Annotated in this window: 14 protein-coding genes; all 14 read left to right on the top strand. The window is 67.8% G+C overall.

Annotated elements, in window-relative coordinates; translation table 11 throughout:
• Positions 1-30 precede the first annotated feature (30 nt).
• Entirely contained in the window at positions 31-2,475 is a 2,445-nt protein-coding gene (locus C4313_RS01420; protein ID WP_352428093.1) for a DUF2298 domain-containing protein, read from the top strand.
• On the top strand, positions 2,472-4,091 hold the full coding sequence (locus C4313_RS01415) for a hypothetical protein (protein WP_352428092.1): 1,620 nt from the start codon (positions 2,472-2,474) through the stop codon (positions 4,089-4,091). The genes C4313_RS01420 and C4313_RS01415 overlap by 4 nt, the downstream gene beginning before the upstream one ends.
• Before the next feature lie 84 nt (positions 4,092-4,175).
• Complete coding sequence (locus tag C4313_RS01410; RefSeq protein WP_352428091.1) at positions 4,176-7,544, top strand: flippase activity-associated protein Agl23; 3,369 nt, start codon at positions 4,176-4,178, stop codon at positions 7,542-7,544.
• 69 nt (positions 7,545-7,613) lie between these two features.
• Positions 7,614-8,771, top strand: coding sequence for an ADP-forming succinate--CoA ligase subunit beta (sucC, locus tag C4313_RS01405; RefSeq protein WP_352428090.1), 1,158 nt, complete (start codon positions 7,614-7,616; stop codon positions 8,769-8,771).
• 88 nt (positions 8,772-8,859) lie between these two features.
• Complete coding sequence (locus tag C4313_RS01400; protein WP_352428089.1) at positions 8,860-9,240, top strand: nucleotidyltransferase domain-containing protein; 381 nt, start codon at positions 8,860-8,862, stop codon at positions 9,238-9,240.
• Entirely contained in the window at positions 9,237-10,115 is an 879-nt protein-coding gene (gene sucD, locus C4313_RS01395) for a succinate--CoA ligase subunit alpha (RefSeq protein ID WP_352428088.1), read from the top strand. The genes C4313_RS01400 and sucD overlap by 4 nt, the downstream gene beginning before the upstream one ends.
• A 12-nt stretch (positions 10,116-10,127) precedes the next feature.
• Entirely contained in the window at positions 10,128-11,369 is a 1,242-nt protein-coding gene (locus tag C4313_RS01390) for an ABC transporter ATP-binding protein (protein ID WP_352428087.1), read from the top strand.
• A gap of 51 nt (positions 11,370-11,420) precedes the next feature.
• Positions 11,421-12,485, top strand: a complete 1,065-nt coding sequence (locus C4313_RS01385; protein WP_352428086.1) for a M42 family metallopeptidase — start codon at positions 11,421-11,423, stop codon at positions 12,483-12,485.
• 46 nt (positions 12,486-12,531) lie between these two features.
• Positions 12,532-13,104: a Uma2 family endonuclease gene (locus C4313_RS01380; protein WP_352428085.1), complete on the top strand. Its 573-nt coding sequence runs from the start codon at positions 12,532-12,534 to the stop codon at positions 13,102-13,104.
• 18 nt (positions 13,105-13,122) lie between these two features.
• The gene (locus tag C4313_RS01375; protein WP_352428084.1) at positions 13,123-13,695 is read left to right on the top strand and encodes a Uma2 family endonuclease; all 573 of its coding nucleotides are present in this window, start codon (positions 13,123-13,125) and stop codon (positions 13,693-13,695) included.
• A 45-nt stretch (positions 13,696-13,740) separates the two neighbouring features.
• Positions 13,741-15,432 carry a F0F1 ATP synthase subunit alpha gene (atpA, locus tag C4313_RS01370; RefSeq protein ID WP_352428083.1) on the top strand — a complete coding sequence of 564 codons (1,692 nt, stop codon included), beginning with the start codon at positions 13,741-13,743 and terminating at the stop codon, positions 15,430-15,432.
• A 175-nt stretch (positions 15,433-15,607) separates the two neighbouring features.
• Complete coding sequence (gene atpG, locus C4313_RS01365) at positions 15,608-16,558, top strand: ATP synthase F1 subunit gamma (protein ID WP_352428082.1); 951 nt, start codon at positions 15,608-15,610, stop codon at positions 16,556-16,558.
• A gap of 80 nt (positions 16,559-16,638) precedes the next feature.
• Complete coding sequence (gene atpD, locus C4313_RS01360) at positions 16,639-18,048, top strand: F0F1 ATP synthase subunit beta (protein WP_352428081.1); 1,410 nt, start codon at positions 16,639-16,641, stop codon at positions 18,046-18,048.
• A gap of 49 nt (positions 18,049-18,097) precedes the next feature.
• The gene (locus tag C4313_RS01355) at positions 18,098-18,526 is read left to right on the top strand and encodes a F0F1 ATP synthase subunit epsilon (RefSeq protein WP_352428080.1); all 429 of its coding nucleotides are present in this window, start codon (positions 18,098-18,100) and stop codon (positions 18,524-18,526) included.
• The last annotated feature ends 1 nt before the right edge of the window (position 18,527 follow it).

The following is an 18,527-nucleotide window of genomic DNA, read 5'->3' as shown; positions in this document are numbered from 1 at the left end:
GGCCCCTGCGTCCGAGCCCGGCTGCCTGCCATGTTCCCTGTTTTCCTCTGGTGGCTCCTGCTGGCGGCGATCGGCTTCTCGACGTGGCCTCTGGTGTTTGGGGTGTTCCGATGGCTCCCTGACCGCGGCCTCGCCTGCGCCCGTCCCTTGGGGCTGCTGTTGCTGGGCTTCCTTTGGTGGTGGGGCGGCAGCATGGGGTGGCTCCCCGTCTCGCCCGGCGGCGCCCTGGCCGCATGGGGGGTGGTCGCTGCGATGGGGCTGTGGCTGGCCGACCGGGGCGGGGAGTCCCCCTGGGAATGGCTCCGGGCCCATCGTTCCCTGGTGGCTTTCTACGAGGTGCTGTTCGCCCTCTCCTTCGCCGGCTGGGCAGCCTTCCGAGCCTACAATCCGGAGATCACCTACACCGAGAAACCTATGGAACTGGCCTTCCTCAACGCGGTGGTCCGGGCGGATCGCTTCCCCCCTCATGACCCCTGGCTCTCCGGCTTCGCCATCAGTTACTATTACTTCGGCTATGTGCTCCTGGGTTTCCTCACGGAGCTCTCCGGGCTCCCCACCCGTCTGACATTCAACCTGGGGGTCGCGGCATGGTTCGCTATGACCGTGACAGCGGCCGCCGGCTTGACCCTGAACTTGTGGCGCCTCTACCGGCCGGGGCAGCCGCGGACGGCCCTGGTGGTGGCGTTGCTGGGGGCCTTTTGGGTCGGCCTGGCCGGCAACGCCGAGGCCCTTCTGGATCTGGCCCATGCCTGCGGCTGGATTCGGGATCCCAAGTTCTGGGAATGGCTGGACATCCCGGAATTGAACACGCCGCCGCCCCAGCGCCCGTGGCCGGCGTGCTGGCCGCCTGCGGATCGCCCCTGGGCCTGGTGGCGGGCCTCCCGGGTGATCCGGGATTACACGCCAGATGGCCAACACCAAGAGGTGATCGATGAGTTCCCTCAGTTCAGTTTCTTGCTGGGGGACCTGCACCCCCATGTCCTGGCCCTTCCGTTCGCCCTCACAGCGGCAGCGCTGGCGCTGGCAGCCTTCCGCATCGCCTCCGCGGCCCCTGCCTCTCGAAGCCTGAGGGATCAACTGGCAGAGAACGGACCGTGGTGGGGGGCGTTGCCGGTTGTTTTGGGCGGGCTGGCTTTCCTGAACACCTGGGATTTCCCGATCTATACCGGCCTGCTTTGGGCGGCGTGGGGGCTGGGCGCATGGAGCGCCGATCGCCCGCCTCAAGCCTGGATCCGGGAAGGGATGGCTCTCGGGCTCGGCGTCCTGATCCCGGGTTTCCTTTTGTATTTGCCCTTCTACCTGGGGTTCCGCTCTCAGGCCGGGGGGTTGCTGCCGAACCTGTATAACGGCACGCGCCTTCCTCAGTTCCTGGTGATGTTCGGGCTCCATCTCGCCGGCCTCCTCCTCTGGGTGGGGCATCAGGCCTTCCGCCGGGCCCGAGAGGGAACGCTGGGATGGACGCGCTGGGGAGGGCGGGTGCTGGTCGGGGCGCTGGCCCTGGGGGCGGCCCCGGTGCTGGGTTTGGTGATCCTCTACCGTTTGGCCTTGACGCTGGGAATCGCACTCCCCGGATCGCCGGTCTCTCTGTCCGCTTTGGAGCCGTGGGTGGTGGGCCGCCTGATCGATGGGACGGTAGAGATCGGCGGGCGGGCCCTGCCCGCCAGCGGGCCGTGGGTGCCGATGGTCCTGGCTGGGATCGGCGCGGGGGCCGTTGGCCTCTGGGGGAAAGGGCGGGGAGGGGTGGAATCCTTCGTCGGGCTGTTGATTGTCTTCGGCGCGGCCCTGGCCTGGGCCGTGGAGTTCGTCTTCCTGCGGGATTTCTTCGGCACCCGTATGAACACGGTGTTCAAGTTTTATTTCCAGACCTGGGTGCTCTGGAGCGTGGCCCTGGCCTGGGGGATGGGGGTTCTCTGGGAGGAAGCCCGGGCCGCGCGGCCGGCCTTGGCCTTCGGGTTTGCAGGGATGATCGCCTGGGCGGCCCTCTACCCGGCGCTCATGATCCCGATCAAGGCCGATTTTTTCGCCCGCCCCCCCACGCTGGACGGTTATGCCTACTTGGGGGAGTGGGCGCCGGACGACCTGGCGGCCATCGAGTGGCTGAACCAAACGGTGCAGGGGACGCCGGTCATCCTAGAGGCCCCTGGCTGGCGGGGGATCTCCTTCCAGCCGGAGTTCGGCCGCTTCGCCGCCCACACGGGCCTGCCCACAGTTCTGGGTTGGGCCGGCCACGAGCACCAGTGGCGGGGCTCCTACGCGCCGATCGCCGCCCGCGAGCCGGACCTCGAGGTTCTCTGGCTGTCCACGGATCTGGAGCGAACCCTCGCCCTCCTAGAAAAATATGAGATCGCGTATGTGATCGTGGGCCGCACCGAGCGCCAGAACTTCCCTCCTCAGGCCCTGCGTAAGTTCGAACAGTTGCTGGAGCCTGTGTTCCGCCAGGGGAAGACGGTGATCTACCGGAGGCGGGTCGGATGAAGGAGGAACACTCACCTCAGGGGGGGATCTGGTTCCTGCTCGGTCTGATAGGGGTCGTTCTCTTGGGATGGGGTTGGGGGCTGGACCGGCGCCCGGCAGCCCCCTGGGAGGTCCTCCAGGCTTGGGCCGCCTGGCAGGGCGGCCCGCTGCCGATGGGGGGAAGCCCTCTGGGGGCCGTCTGGAACACCCTGGTCTTCGGGATCTTCGGCCCCGATGAAGGATGGATGCGGTCCGGGGCGCTGGTGGCCGGCGCCCTGGTGGCGCTTGCTCTCTGGGCGATGCGGCCGACCTTGGGAACCGCCGGGGCTCTCGGGGCGATCGTCCTCTGGATCCTCTCTCCCAGCGCTGCCGCGGCCTCCCGGTTTCTGGACGGCGGGAGCGCGGCGGCCGCTGCCTGGGCCGCCGTCCTCGCCCTCTGGATGACCTCCCTCGCATGGCGAGAATGGGGACTGGCTCTGGCCCTGGGGATCGGCGCGGCCGCCGGCCCGGCCTTCTGGACCGGAGCCGTGGGGCTGCTGCCACTGTTCGGGCTGGCCCGACGAGGAGAGCCCCTTCCTCGCTGGAGGACGCTGGCCCGGGCGGGGGCGGTTTTCGTGCTGGCGGCGACCGGAGCGGGGCTGCGGCCGTCCGGCCTGCGGGAGGCGATCGATGGGCTCACCGCCTGGATGGGAGGCTTCCGACCGGAGCCGGCGCTCCACGGCTGGCTGGTGCTCCAGGCCCTGCTCCGCTTCGAGGGCGGGATCTTCCTCCTGGGGCTAGCGGGCTGGATCCGTGCCATCCGGAACCGGGATCGCCCCGGGACCACCCTGGGCATCGGGGCGCTCCTGGTGCTGGTCCTGGGAGGGATCCGCTGGGGCGCGCCGTTCACCGAGCACGCCGTCCTTCTGGTCCCCTGGGTGGCGCTGGCGGGGCATGCGGTTCAAGGGCTGTGGGAGGCCCTGGCGCCGGCTTTTCGGGCCCGGCCAGGCGTGGCGGCGGCGGCGGCAGGAATGAGCGGAGTAGGGGCCATCCTCGTGGTCGCTGCGGCTACGTGGGATGTCCGACCGGAAGGGGCCCGCTGGTTGTTCCTGGCTGGAGTGCTGGGATTGCTGGGGATGGTGATCTGGCTTATGGGGAGTCTCTCTTCCACGGGGTTTTCCGAGGGAGGGATCCGGAGCCCTGCCCTCGCCGGGGGATTGGTGGGCATCCTCCTGGTCCTGGCAGGGGCGCAGGGGGCGGCGATGACGGCCGTGGTGCGGCGGGTCGATCCGATGCCTGGGCTTTCCTGGTCGGAGATGACCGCTCCCGAGGTCGCCGGGCTCCGGGCCTTCCTCCGGGAGCAAGCGGCGATCCGGAAAGAGATACCGGGGGCCTTGCGGATCGGGGTGGTGACCGAGGGGCCAGAGGCGATCTTTTGGCGATGGACCCTCCGGGACTTCTCGGTTCGGGTGGTCGCGGCGCCGCCAGCTGCGCTGGAAGAAGAGAAGGAATTCTGGATCGCGCCGGCGGGAGTGGCGTTGCCCATGGAGCCGGACCGTTGGGTTGGGCGTCCCTTCTCCGTCCGCATCGATCCGATCGACCCGATGCGCCTCCCTCGCCCAGAGGCGGTCCTCTGGGCGCGGCTTCCCGTTCCATGAAAGCCGCGTGCTATAATCCGCATCCGGTTGTCGACGGAAAGTTTCGGTAGGTGGGCGGACCACAGCGGCCAAGGAGCCCTGGGGATGGTGAGGACGCCGGAACGTTCCCTGCAATCCCGCTGGCGCGATCTGCTGGCCGGTCTTTCCCCTTTCGAGCGCTGGGCCTACGGCTTCCTGCTCGCCGCGGCGATCTTCACCCGGTTGTGGCGGTTGGGCGAGCGGGTGATGAGCCACGACGAGAGCCTGCACGTCTATTACGCGTGGCTGCTGGCTCAGGGCAAGGGATTTCAACACACTCCTTTGATGCACGGCCCCCTGAAATTCCACCTGGACGCCCTGGCCTATCTCCTGTTCGGGGCGGACGATTTCACCGGCCGGCTCCCGGTGGCCCTGGCTGGGATCCTCTTGGTTCTCACGCCCATTTTCCTGCGTCGTTGGCTGGGGCGCTGGGGCAGCCTTCTGGCAGCCCTCTTCTTCCTCATCTCGCCGATGATCCTCTACCACAGCCGTTACATCCGGGACGAGGGGCTGATGGCCCTGTGGGCGGTCCTCACTGTCTGGATGCTCTTCGCCTATCTGGAGACACGAGAGCCCCGCTGGCTATATGGCCTGGCGGCGATGGTGGCCCTGTTCTACACGACGATGGAGGCCGCCTTCATCTATCTGGCCATTTTCGGGCTCTTGCTCTTCGGGGCCTGGGCTGCTGCCGTGTTGCGGGATCCGCGCTGCACCCGGCAGGACCGAACCCGGTTGGGGGTGGGGACCGGGCTGCTCCTGGCCGGGGGCTTGGTGATGCTCATCGGCCTGGAATCCGGCCGCGAGGCCATCCCGGGTGCCTTCGTCTGCCGGCCGGAGGGCATCCCGACCGGCGGGCGCTGGCTGGCCTTGGGAGGTGGGCTGGCGGCCCTGGGCGGGATCGGGCTGCTGGCGGCGGTCCTGGTCGGCCGCTGGGGCCGCGACCGGTTGCGGGAGCAGCCGGCCTTCGATCTGATGGTGGTCATTGGGGGGCTGAGCCTCTGGATGCTCTCGGCCGCCGGTCTGGTCTGGCTCAACCCGGTCTGGCTGTTGTTCGCTGGCCGTCCTTTCGCCTCGATGTCCCTCTTCGAGGGCGGCGCCTTCAGCGGGCTCACCGAGGAGATGATCCGCGTGCTCCTCTTGTTCCTTCTCTTCGGTGCCCTCAGCACGGCCATCGGGATGGCGTGGGATCCCGGACGATGGCCGGTCCTGATGGGGATCTTCTTCGGCATCTCCCTACCGCTGTTCACCACGTTCTTCACCAACGGGGCGGGGGTGGCCACTGGCTACATCGGCTCGCTGGGCTACTGGCTGGCTCAGCAGTGCGTGCAGCGGGGGAGCCAGCCGCTGTTTTACTATTTCGTTATCGCGCCCATGTATGAGTTCATGCCGCTGCTCCTCTCCCTGCTGGCCATCGGTTTCTATCTAGGGCGCTGGGTCGCCGACGCACCGGTGGGGGACCGTTGGGGCTGGGCGTTCCGGGGGTTCCTGGGTGCGTGGACCGTTCTCTCGTGGGCCGCCTACACCCTGGCCGGGGAAAAGATGCCCTGGCTCACCGTGCACCTGACGACGCCTATGATCCTGCTCTCGGCGGCCTTCTTGAATGATACCCTGGGGGCGCTGGACTGGGCCCGATGGTGGCGGAGCGGCGGCGGGTGGGCCGCCCTCTTGGTCCCTCCCTTTGGGGCTGCCCTCCTCGGGTTGCGGGAGGCGGTCCCCCAGGCCCTGGCGGGGGCGTCCCTGCCGTCCCTCGTGGCCGCTAACCAGGCGCTAGCGGCCTTGATCGCTGTGGGGGTCATCGGGGGGGTCTGGGGTTGGCTGTGGCCGCGCCTGGGCCTGGGCGGGTTCCTGGAGTCCGTGGGCGTGGTCGCCCTGCTCGCGCTGATCTTCGCCACCGTGCGCGTGGCCTGGCGGTTCAGTTTCATCAATTACGATTTGGCCCTCGAGCACGGCGTCTATGCCCACGGGGGGCCTGGGGTCAAGATCGCCATGCGCCAGATCGAGGACCTCGCCCGCATCCTAGGCCGGGACCAGGTGGTGGTGGCCTACGACAACGACGCTTCATGGCCGTTCAGTTGGTATCTGCGGGACTGGCCACAGCGTTATTTCGGCGAGACCCCGAATCGGGAAGCCCTGGAATCGCCGGTGGTCATCGTGGGCAGCGCCAACTGGCATAAGGTGGAGAACGTCCTTCGGACCACCCATGAAGCCTACCAATACCACCTGATCTGGTGGCCCATGGAGGACTACCGGGAACTGACCTGGGAGCGCCTGATCCGCTGGCTGGCGGATCCGGAGCGGCGGGCGGCCCTCTGGGATATCTTCTGGAGCCGCGACTATGCACGTTACGACAGGATCACCGGCAAAACCCATCGCGTGGATCAGTGGCCGCTGGCCCACGATTTTAAACTGTTCATCCGGAAGGACCTGACGGTGAAGGCGTGGCCCCTGCGGCCGGAGCGGGCGACGGCCCCAGTGGAGGTCGATCCCTATGCCCGCGTTCACCAGCCTTTGATGGCGGTCCGGATCCTGAGTGGCCCCGGCTCCGAGCCGGGTCGCTTTCAGGAGCCCCACGACGTTGCGGTGGGGCCTGACGGCTTCCTCTACATCACGGATGGGCGGAACCATCGGGTGCAGGTGTTCACGCCCGACGGACGCTTCGTGCGGGCGTGGGGTTCCTACTGCGCCCTCTATGAGGACGGGCAGCCCGGCTGCGTCGACCCCGACGGCCCCGGCCCGCTGCCCTTGGGGGCCGGACAGTTCAACGAGCCGTGGGGGATCGCTGTGGGGCCAGACGGCTCGGTTTACGTGGCCGATCTGTGGAACCATCGCATCCAGCAGTTCACCGCCGACGGCCGTTTCGTCCGTGCCTGGGGAGCGTTCTATCGGGTGGCGGCGGACCCGCGGGAGCAACCGGGCATGTTCTTCGGACCGCGGGAGGTCGTGGTCCATAGGGATCGTGTGTATGTGGCGGACACCGGGAACAAGCGGATCCAGGTGTTCGACCGCGAGGGACGCTTTGTGGCCGCCTGGGGAGGGGCGGGGATCGCTCCCGGGCAGTTCGAGGAGCCGGTGGGGCTGGCCGTGTTGCCCTCGGGGGACCTGGTGGTCGCCGACACCTGGAACCGCCGCATCCAGATCGTCTCCCGGGACGGTGTGCCGATCCGCTCCTGGGCGATCGCGGGGTGGCTGGATCAATCCCCGACCACCAAGCCTTACGTGGCGGTGGATCTCCAGGGGCGGATCCTGGTCACAGATCCCACTGGCTTCCGGGTGCTTGTCTTCAACCAAGAGGGCATTCCCTTGCTGAGTTTTGGGCAATACGGCGAGGACGCGGGGTTCTTCGGGCTTCCACAGGGGATCGCCGTCGGTCCGGAGGGCTCCGTCTGGGTGGTCGACGCCGGCGGAAACCGAGTGTTGGCGTTTCGATGGCCGTGAGGGGAGATCGGCTGGCTGAGGTCTTAAAGGCGCATCGCGCGACTCCAAATTGTGTTTTTGGAGGGACCGATGAAGCTCCACGAGTTCCAGTCGAAGCAACTCTTCGCCCGCTATGGCATCCCGATCCCTCGGGGGAAGGTGGCGGCCAGCCCTGAGGAAGCCCGGGCCGTCGCCAAAGAACTGGGGAGGCCGGTGGTGGTGAAGGCCCAGGTGCTGGTGGGCGGGCGCGGGAAGGCCGGCGGGATCCGCTTGGCCCGCACCCCCGAGGAGGCGGAGCAGATCGCCGAGCAGATCCTTAGCATGACGCTGAAAGGCCTGCCCGTGCGGCGGGTCCTGGTGGATGAGGCCGCCGAGATCCAAGCCGAGCTCTACCTGGGCCTGGTGATCGATCGGGCCCGGCGCCGTGTCGTGGCGATGGCCTCCTCGGCGGGCGGGGTGGATATCGAAGAGGTGGCGCGGGCGACGCCGGAACGGATCGTGCGGGTGGTGGTCGAGCCCGAACTGGGCCTGCGGGAGTATCAGGCCCGCCGACTGGCGGCCGGGATCGGCCTGGATCGCGCCCTGTGGTCTGCTTTCGCCCAGATCGCCCTGGGCCTCTACCGCTGCTTCGAAGAGAACGACGCTACCCTGGCCGAGATCAATCCCCTCGCCGTGGTCCCCGGCCCGGCCCTGCTCGCCCTGGATGGGAAGGTGATCATCGACGACAACGCCCTCTTCCGGCATCCCGACCTGGCGGCCATGCGGGATGAGGATGAGGAGACGCCGGCCGAGCGGGAGGCCCGCAAGTACGGGATCAGTTATGTGCAGCTGGACGGCACCATCGGCTGCATGGTCAACGGGGCAGGGCTGGCCATGGCCACCATGGACATCATCCAACTCTATGGAGGGCGTCCGGCCAACTTCCTGGACATCGGCGGCGGGGCGGGGGCCGAACGGGTCGCCGCAGCCATGCGCCTGATCCTCTCCGATCCCAACGTCCGGGCGGTGCTCATCAACATCTTCGGGGGGATCACCCGCTGCGACGAGGTCGCTCGTGGGATGCTCGCCGCCTTCGAGATGGTGCGCCCTCGGGTGCCGGTGGTGGTGCGGCTGGTAGGCACAAACGAGGAGGAAGGCCGGCGCGTCCTGCAGCAGGCGGATGGGGTGTCCTTACACACCGCGACCACGTTGGTGGAAGCCGCACAACTGGCGGTGCGCCTGGCCGGGGATGGAAGCGGGGCCGTCTGAGTCGATGCGGGGATCCAGATGAATCGCTGGCGGGGGGGAAGCCCGTGCAGGCCGGTCTCTGTCACGCCTGAGCAAGTTCCGTCGCCGGATGGGCTGCAGGCTTGACGCGTTGGCTCTTTGCGGTGATCGAGCGGCGGTCAAGATCCAGCAGGTGTGGCGGTTCGGTTCCATTGCCCGCGACGAAGAGGGGCCGGGCAGCGACGGGGATCTTCTGGCCATCGTCCGCGAGGCCCGGGAACCTTTCCCAGAGCCAGAGATGCCCTGGCGGGTCGGCCTTCTCATAGGGTTCTCGTTTACAATCAAGAAGAGGCGCGGAACCTGGCCCGACAGCCGGGCTTGCTGGTCCGGACCGCGCTGCGGGAAGGCCGGCCCATCTGGGGGACGTCCCTGGCCTGGGGCGGGGAGCCGTCGAAGTCTCTTTCTGGACCGGAGCGACGATTGTTTAACCGATGAGGAGAGCAGGCCATGAGCATCCTGATCAACCGCAACACCCGCGTGGTGGTTCAGGGGATCACCGGCCGCGAGGGCCAGTTCCATACCCGACAGATGCTCGAATACGGCACCCAGGTGGTGGCAGGGGTCACCCCCGGCAAGGGCGGGCAGTGGGTGCTGGGGGTTCCGGTCTTCGACACCGTGCAGGAGGCGGTGGAGGCCACCGGGGCCAATTGCTCAGTGATCTTTGTGCCGGCCCGCTTCGCCCCCGATGCCATCCTGGAGGCCGCCGACGCCGGGATCCCCCTGATTGTTTGCATCACCGAAGGAATCCCCGTCCACGATATGATCTGCGTCCGCGCTTACCTGGACCGCAAGGGGGTGCGCCTGATCGGCCCCAACGGCCCGGGGCTGATCACGCCCGGGGAGAGCAAAGTGGGGATCATCCCCGGCCACATCACCCGGCCGGGACCGGTGGGCATCGTCTCCCGCTCCGGGACCCTCACCTATGAGGTGATCGCGGCCCTGAGCCAGCGAGGGATCGGCCAGAGCACGTGCGTGGGCATCGGCGGCGATCCCATCCCCGGCACCAACTTCGTGGAGATCCTGGCCATGTTCGAGGAGGATCCCCAGACGGAGCACATCGTCCTGATCGGGGAGATCGGCGGCACCGAGGAGGAGCGGGCGGCCGATTTCATCGCCACCCGCATGAGCAAGCCGGTGACCGCCTTCATCGCCGGCCGGACCGCCCCGCCGGGCAAGCGTATGGGCCACGCTGGTGCCATCATCGAGGGGGGCGCTGGATCCGCAGCGGAGAAGATCGCCAAGCTGGAGAGCGTGGGGATCCCGGTCGCCCGCCATCCCGAGGAGATCGCCGAGATCGTGGCCGCCCGTCTGAAAGTCCAGGCCTGAACGGGGAGGGGCATGGCCTCCGCCATCCAGCCCGGGGCGATCCGATTCGATCGAGTGTCCAAACGATTCGCCGCCCACCGCCAGCGCCCCCGCTCCTTCCACGAATTGTTCATTCAGGGGTGGCGGCTCTGGCGGCGCTCCTCGGGTGAGGTTTTCTGGGCGTTGCGAGAGGTCTCCTTCGAGGTCGGGCCTGGGGAGACGGTGGGGGTGATCGGCTCCAATGGGGCGGGGAAGAGCACCGTCCTCAAGTTGGCTGCCCGCGTCCTGGAGCCCACCGCCGGGCGGGTGGAGGTGCGAGGCCGGGTAGCCGCCCTCTTGGAACTGGGGGTGGGGTTTCACCCGGAACTCACCGGCCGGGAGAACGTATTTTTGAACGGGGCCTTCCTGGGTCTCTCCCGTCGGGAGATGGCCCGCCGGCTCGAGGCCATCGTCGCCTTCGCCGAACTGGAGGACTTCATCGACGTCCCCGTCAAGCACTACTCCTCGGGGATGTATGTGCGCCTCGCCTTCGCGGTGGCCGCCCACCTGGACCCGGAGATCCTGCTCGTCGACGAGGTCCTGGCGGTGGGGGACGCAGCGTTCCAACGGAAATGCCTGGAGCACCTCACAGCCCTGCAACGGTCTGGGGTGACCATCCTGTTGGTCTCCCACGATCTGGGCGCCGTGCGATGGCTCTGCCACCGGGCCCTCTGGCTGGACCATGGACGGCTCCGGATGGAAGGATCGCCCGAGGCCGTGGCCCAGGCGTACCTGGCGGCGGTGGAAGCGCACGAGGCGGCCCGCCCGATCCCCATCCCTGCGCCCCGCTCCCCGCTGCGCATCGAGCGGGTGTATTTGACGGACGGCCATGGGCGGGAGCGAGAGGAGTTCGAGACCGGCGAGGCTATATCCATTCGCGTGGTCTATCGGGCATCGACGCGGGTGGAGCGGCCGGTCTTCGGCTTGGCCCTCCAGCGGTCCGACGGCCTCCGTCTGGGGGAGCCCAACACCCGCGAGGGCGGGCTGGCGCTGCCCGCCGTGGAGGGGGTCGGCGAGGTGGTGTATGCCATCCCCGCGGTGCCCTTGCTGGAGGGACTTTATTGGATCTCGGCTGTGGTCACCGATGGGACGGCCACCACGGTCTACGACCGCCAGGATCGGGCCTGTGCGCTCCGGATCACCTCGGGAAGGCATCCGGAGCGCGGCGGGCTGGTGGCGATGAACGGGACCTGGCATCACGTGCCTCTCGAGGTACGAGTGCTTCCCTTATCTTGAGGACAAGGGGACGATCTTTCTGTTCTGATCCCGCCCTGAAGGAGGATCTCGATGGACGCGTTGGCGGAACTGCTTCGGATCCTGACGGAGGCCCACGGCGTGCCCGGCTACGAGTCAGAGGTCCGGGAGGTCATGCGGGGGCTGCTGCAGGACCTGGGGGAGGTGGAGCAGGACAACATCGGCAGCCTGATCTGCCGGCGGGGGGAGGGAGGGCCCCGCGTCATGCTCGCGGCGCATATGGATGAGATCGGTTTCATGGTCAAGCACGTCACGCCGGAGGGTTTCATCCGCTTCACCCCTCTGGGCGGATGGTTCGATCAGGTCCTCCTGGGCCAGCGGGTGGTCATCAAGACCCATAAAGGGGATGTGGTGGGGGTGATCGGCGCCAAGCCTCCCCACCTGCTGCCGCCCGATGAGCGCAAGAAAGTCATCGAGAAGAAGGATATGTATATCGACATCGGGGCGACATCGGCGAAGGAGGTCGAGGAGGCAGGCGTCCGCGTGGGAGACCCCATCGTTCCGCTGGCGCCCTTCCAGGTGCTGGCCAACGGGAAGACCTACCTGGCCAAGGCCTTCGATGACCGGGTGGGCTGCGCCGTCCTGGTCGAGGTGATGCGCCGGTTGGCCCGGGAAGGCCATCCCAACGTGGTCTACGGTGTGGCCACCGTTCAGGAGGAGGTCGGGCTGCGGGGCGCCGCCACCAGCGTGGAGAAGGTCAACCCGGACGTGGCCCTCATCCTGGAATCCGACATCGCCGGCGACGTGCCGGGGATCAAACCGGAGGAGTCGGCGGTGAAACTGGGCGGCGGGCCCACCATCGTGGTTTACGACGCCCGCATGATCCCCAACCTGCGGCTGCGCGACCTGGCCATCGAGGTCGCGCGTTCCCTGCAGATCCCGGTGCAGTTCTCGGTTCTCGAAGGCGGGGCCACCGACGGCGGCATCGTGCACCTTCACAAGGGGGGCGTGCCCACCTTGGTGATCGGCGTCCCCGCCCGCCACATCCACAGCCACGGCGCCATCGTCCACCGCGACGACGTCGAACGGGCCATCGCCCTGGTGACTGCCTTGGTCCGGCGCCTGGACGCGGAGACCGTGGCCCGGCTGCGACCCTGATATGGTATAATCGCTTCGTGATGCTGTTCACGCGCGGAGGGTCGGGATGGTGGTTCGGGTGGCTCGGCGGCTGTTCACGGTAGAGGATTATCATCGGATGCGGGAGGCTGGGATCCTCTCGGAGGACGATCGGGTGGAGCTGATCGAGGGGGAGATCCTAGAGATGTCGCCCATCGGGAGCCGCCACGCGGGGACAGTGGCCCGGTTGGTGCGGATCTTCAGCCAACGTCTGGGGGAACGGGCGGTGGTGTGGCCTCAGAATCCGATCCGTTTGGGGGTGTATTCGGAGCCGCAGCCGGACGTGGCCTTGTTGCGGCCGCGGGAGGATTTTTACGAGGCGGAGCATCCGGGTCCTGGGGATGTGTGGTTGGTGGTGGAGGTGGCGGACCGTTCGGTGGAGGGGGATCGTGGGGTGAAGGCGCCGCTGTATGGGCGGGCGGGGATCCCGGAGTTTTGGCTGGTGGATCTGGCGGCGGGGGTGGTGGAGGTATACCGGGAGCCTGGGGTGGAGGGCTACCGGTCGGTGCGCCGCCTGGGGCCGGGGGAGACCCTGGCGCCGCTGGCCTTCCCGGATCTTGCCCTCAAGGTAGAGGAGATCCTTCGGTCCTATCCGCGATGACATGACCTGGAGGTCGGGATGGTGGTTCGGGTGGCTCGGCGGCTGTTCACGGTGGAGGATTATCATCGGATGCGGGAGGCTGGGATCCTCTCGGAGGACGATCGGGTGGAGCTGATCGAGGGGGAGATCCTAGAGATGTCGCCCATCGGGAGCCGCCACGCGGGGACAGTGGCCCGGTTGGTGCGGATCTTCAGCCAACGTCTGGGGGAACGGGCGGTGGTGTGGCCTCAGAATCCGATCCGTTTGGGGGTGTATTCGGAGCCGCAGCCGGACGTGGCCTTGTTGCGGCCGCGGGAGGATTTTTACGAGGCGGAGCATCCGGGTCCTGGGGATGTGTGGTTGGTGGTGGAGGTGGCGGACCGTTCGGTGGAGGGGGATCGTGGGGTGAAGGCGCCGCTGTATGGGCGGGCGGGGATCCCGGAGTTTTGGCTGGTGGATCTGGCGGCGGGGGTGGTGGAGGTATACCGGGAGCCTGGGGTGGAGGGCTACCGGTCGGTGCGCCGCCTGGGGCCGGGGGAGACCCTGGCGCCGCTGGCCTTCCCGGACTGCGTCTTGCCGGTGGAGGAGATCCTGGGGAAGCCTCGCTGCTGACAGGGACCGGCTCTCTTCCAAAACTTCCGCGCAGGAGGGGATGCGATGGCCGATCGGTCGGAGATCTGGCAGGAGTGGATTGCCTCCTTACAACAGCGCATCGAGACCTTCATGCCCACAGTGGAGATGGCCGAGATCGGCGAGGTGATCGAGGCCGGTGACGGCATCGCCCGCTGCTCGGGCCTCAGCAATGTGATGGCCAGCGAGCTGGTGGAGTTCGAGAACGGCGTGATGGGGATCGCCTTCAACCTGGAGCGGGACAACATCGGCGTCATCATCCTCGGGGATTTCAGCGGGATCCGACAGGGGATGAAGGTGCGTGGCACCGGCCGCATCGCCTCCGTTCCGGTGGGCCAGGCCCTGCTGGGGCGGGTGGTGGACCCGCTGGGCCGCCCCCTGGACGGGAAGGGCCCCATCGTCACCGATCGGTACCGGCCCATCGAGCGCATCGCCCCCGGCGTGACCAAGCGCCAGGATGTGGACACGCCGGTCCAGACCGGCATCAAGGCCATCGATGCGATGATCCCCATCGGCCGCGGCCAGCGGGAGTTGATCATCGGGGACCGCCAGACGGGCAAGACGGCGCTGGCGGTGGACACCATCATCAACCAGAAGGGCAAGGGGATGGTCTGCATCTACGTGGCCATCGGCCAGAAACGGGCCCAGGTCGCCCGCCTGGTGGCCACCCTGGAGCGCTATGGGGCCATGGACTACACCATCGTGGTGGTGGCCTCCGCCTCCGACCCGGCGGCCCTCCAATACATCGCCCCCTACGCGGGCTGCGCGATGGGCGAGGAGGTCATGGAGAACGGTGTGATCGTCGATGGCCAGTTGGTCAACGACGCCCTCATCGTCTATGATGACCTCACTAAGCACGCTTGGGCCTACCGACAGGTCTCCCTGTTGCTCCGTCGCCCGCCCGGCCGCGAGGCCTATCCCGGCGACATCTTCTATCTCCACTCCCGATTGCTGGAGCGGGCCGCCCGTCTGGCCAACAAATACATCCTGGTCCCCAAGGATGCGCCGGAGGACACGAAGGAAGGGGTGGACGGGAAAGTTTACACCGGCCCCCTGGGCTATAAGGAAGCCCTGCAGGTCCTCCAGGCCCGCCCCGATAAGGACAACCTGAAGATCCTGAAGGTGAAGGGGTCCGGCGGGAGCCTCACGGCGTTGCCCATCGTCGAGACCCAGTTGGGGGACGTATCCGCCTACATCCCCACCAACGTGATCTCCATCACCGACGGACAGATCTACCTGGAGACGGATCTGTTCAACGCCGGCATCCGGCCGGCGGTCAACGTGGGGATCTCGGTCTCGCGCGTCGGCGGCGCGGCCCAGACCAAAGCCATGAAACAGGTGGCCGGGCGCCTGCGGCTGGAGATGGCCCAGTTCCGGGAACTGGCCGCCTTCGTCCAGTTCGGCTCCGACCTGGACAAGACGACCCTGGCCATCATTGAGCGGGGCAAGCGGCTCACCGAGATCCTCAAGCAGCCCCAGTATGAGCCGATGCCCCTCGAGGAGCAGGTGATGGTGATCTTCGCCGGGACCAACGGCTATCTGGACCCCATCCCAGTGGAGAAGGTGCGCCAGTGGGAGAAGGAGTTCCTCCGGTTCATGGCCGCCAACTACCCGGAGGTCGGCCGGGACATCGCCGAGCGCAAGGAGATCACCAAGGAGACCGAGGAGAAGCTCCGGCGGGCCATCGAGGAGTTCAACCGGACCTGGCTGGCGGGGTGAGGGGGGCCGGCGGGATGGCCGCGGCGGCAGCCCGTGTCCAGGTGGAGATGGTGCTGTTCCACCCGGGTGCGGACGGAGCGGTTGTGAGGGATTCCCTGCTCCCGTGAGGTTGAAGCTGGGGCCAGATCCTCTCGGGCGCGGGGGGGCAGCATCCTGAGCCGATGAGGAGGTGTGTGTGCCGACCCTGCGGGAGTTGAGGCGCCGCCTTCGAACGGTTCGCAGCATCGCCCAGATCACCCGGGCCATGGAGGCGGTCTCCGCCTCCAAGATGCGGCGGGCCCAGGAGATGACCCTGGCCTCCCGTCCTTATTCCCAGAAGGCCTGGGAGGTCCTGGTCCATCTAGCCCACCAGGCCGAGGCCGGGGCGTTGCTCCACCCCCTCTTGGAGGTCCGCCCGGTCCGGCGCGCCTTGCTCGTGCTGATCACGGCGGATCGTGGGCTGTGCGGGGCTTATAACGACAACATCATCCGCCTGGCTTTCCGCTTCGCAGCGGTGAGCCGAGCGCCGGTCTCCTTCCTGACGGTGGGCCGCAAGGGGCGGGACGCGGTGGCGCGGGTGCGGGGTCCCCTGGTGGCAGACTTCTCCCCCATGCCGCGCTGGCCCCGCTTCGCGGACGTGCGGCCGATCGCCCGGGTGGCTATGGAGGAGTTCCTCCGCGGGAACTTCGACGAGGTCTACGTGGCCTACACGGATTTCATCAACACGATGGTGCAGCGCCCGCGGGTGCGCCGGCTGCTCCCCCTCCGCCTGACCGGCGGGCCCGAGCCGGCGGTCCCCGAGGCCGTCGAGCGCATCGACACAAGGGCGGTGGCCAACAAGACCTTCCTCTACGAGCCGGATCCTGCCCAGTTGCTGGAGGTGATCTTGCCGCGCTTTGTGGAGCTCCAGGTCTACCAGGCTGTGCTGGAGAGCCTGGCCAGCGAGCACTCCGCCCGCATGGTGGCCATGCGCAACGCCACGGAAAACGCAGAAAACCTGATCTACACCCTGACCCTGAACTACAACAAGGCGCGCCAGCAGTCCATCACCAGCGAGATGCTGGACATCGCCGGCGGCGCCGAGGCCATGCGCCAGGCCGCCCGCGCCCAGATCCGGGCCCGGGTCCAGGGGGCGCCGGGCCGGTGAGCGGCGCGGATGTGCGGAGCAACCACGGGCGCACGCCAGAGGTCGCAGACCATATCCTTTCGTCGGGGAGGTGAGTGAGGATGGCCAAGGGGTCGGTCGGTCGGATCGTGCAGATCCTGGGGAACGTGGTGGATGTGGAGTTCCCACCGGAGGAGTTGCCGGATATCTACAACGCCATTGAGATCCCGCGCGATGGGCATCGTCTGGTGCTCGAGGTGCAACAGCACCTCAGCGGCGGGGTGGTGCGGTGCATCGCCATGGACACCACGGATGGCCTGCGCCGGGGGATGGTCGCCTACGACACCGGCGCCCCCATCACCGTCCCGGTGGGCGAGGTCGCCCTGGGGCGCGTCTTTAACGTCCTGGGCGAGCCCATCGACGAGAAAGGCCCTGTCCGCGCCCAGGAGTACCGCCCCATCCATCAGCCCCCGCCCGCCTTGGAGGAACAGTCCACCCAGGTGGAGATCTTCGAGACCGGGCTCAAGGTGATCGACCTGATCGCCCCCTTTATGCGCGGGGGGAAGGTGGCCGTCTTCGGCGGGGCCGGGGTGGGCAAGACGGTGATCATCATGGAACTGATCCGCAACATCGCCACGGTCCACAAGGGGATCTCGGTCTTCGCCGGGGTGGGCGAGCGGACCCGCGAGGGGACGCAGTTGTATCGTGAGATGATCGAGGCCGGGGTGATGGATAAGACAGTGATGGTCTTCGGCCAGATGAACGAGCCCCCGGGGGTCCGCCTGCGGGTTGGCCTCACCGCCCTCACTATGGCAGAGTATTTCCGAGATCAGGGCCGCGATGTGTTGCTCTTCATCGACAACATCTTCCGCTTCGTGATGTCCGGTTCTGAGGTCTCGGCCCTGTTGGGGCGCATGCCCTCGGCGGTCGGCTATCAACCCACCTTGGCCTTCGAGATGGGTCAGCTTCAGGAGCGGATCACCTCCACCCGGCGCGGGGCCATCACCTCCATGCAGGCCGTCTACGTCCCCGCCGACGACTACTCGGACCCGGCGCCGGTGGCCACCTTCGCCCACCTGGACGCGACCATCGCCCTGGAGCGGAGCATCGCCGAGAAGGGGATCTACCCCGCGGTGGACCCCCTGGCCTCCACCAGCCGCATCCTGGACCCCCGCATTGTGGGCGAGGAGCATTACACAGTGGCCCGGGAGGTGCAGCGGGTGCTCCAGCGCTATAAGGACCTCCAGGACATCATCGCCATCCTGGGCATCGATGAGCTCTCGGAGGAGGACAAACTCATCGTCGCCCGCGCCCGAAAGATCGAGCGCTTCTTCAGCCAGCCCATGTTCGTCGCCGAGCAATTCACCGGGCTGCCGGGTCGCTATGTTCCCCTGAAGGAGACGGTGCGCGGCTTCAAAGAGATCCTGGAGGGGAAGCACGACGACCTGCCCGAGGCCGCCTTTTACATGGTCGGCACCATCGATGAGGCGGTGGAGAAGGCGGAGCGGATGCGGCGCGGGGAGCTGCGGTGAGCGGGGCCGGCGCGCCCTTCGTCATCTCCTTGCCGGAGGGGATCGGCGGATGAGCCCGTTGCGTTTAGAGATCGTCACCCAGGAGCGGGCGTTGTTCAGCGGCGATGTGGACATGGTGGTGGCCCCCGGGGCGGAGGGGGAACTGGGGATCCTGCCCGGGCACGCGCCCCTGCTCACGGCCCTGGGCATCGGCCCTCTGCTGGCCCGGCGAGGAAGCGAGGAGTTGTGGTTCGCCATCCACGGGGGGTTCATGGAGGTGACCCCGGAGAAGGTGATCGTCTTGGCCGATGTGGCAGAGCGGGCCGAAGAGATCGACGTGGCCCGGGCAGAGGAGGCCCGCCAGCGGGCGGAGCAGATCCTCAAGGAGCAGCCAGCGGGCGTCGACCTGAATGCCGCCCTGGCCGCCCTGCGTCGCTCCCGGGTCCGCTTGGAGGTCGCCCGCCGCCGCCGCATCCGCCGAGAAGGTCATGCGGGTTGAG

Origin of the sequence: Thermoflexus sp. (assembly GCF_040289485.1) — a bacterium.
Lineage (GTDB): Bacteria > Chloroflexota > Anaerolineae > Thermoflexales > Thermoflexaceae > Thermoflexus.
Note: the sequence above shows the minus strand (reverse complement) of the source record. Positions and strands in the feature narration are given on the sequence as shown.